This is a genomic window from Arthrobacter sp. SIMBA_036 (assembly GCF_046535135.1).
Classification (GTDB): Bacteria; Actinomycetota; Actinomycetes; order Actinomycetales; family Micrococcaceae; genus Arthrobacter.
Window position 1 is genome coordinate 1 of the sequence record NZ_JAWRXG010000101.1, and the last position, 296, is coordinate 296.

The 296-nt window shown below is 49.7% G+C and carries 1 pseudogene; it reads right to left on the reverse strand.

The features are described 5' to 3' along the window. Positions 1-296, reverse strand: a pseudogene (locus SB659_RS19295) (hypothetical protein); the annotation flags it as partial.

Genomic DNA, 296 nt, shown 5'->3' on the forward strand with positions numbered 1-296 from the left:
TTTTTCTTCACCTTTGTATTTGAATTTAAGGGTCGCACCACCACCACCGGTACCAGATTTTTTGATGTTCAGCCAAGAGGTCAGACCGGTCTGTTTGGTTTTCTGCCAACGCAGGTCTTCTTTACGGTAACCGAAACCTTCCAGGATACGCAGAACCGCCGGCAGAACCTGGTTTTCGATGTAGTATTCCGCGTCGTATTTGTGTTTACGCGGGTCGTATTCTTCCGCCAGGATCGCACGGTTAGAGATCGGACCGTCACCACGCAGAACGATGTAACCGATAACCATACCCGGTT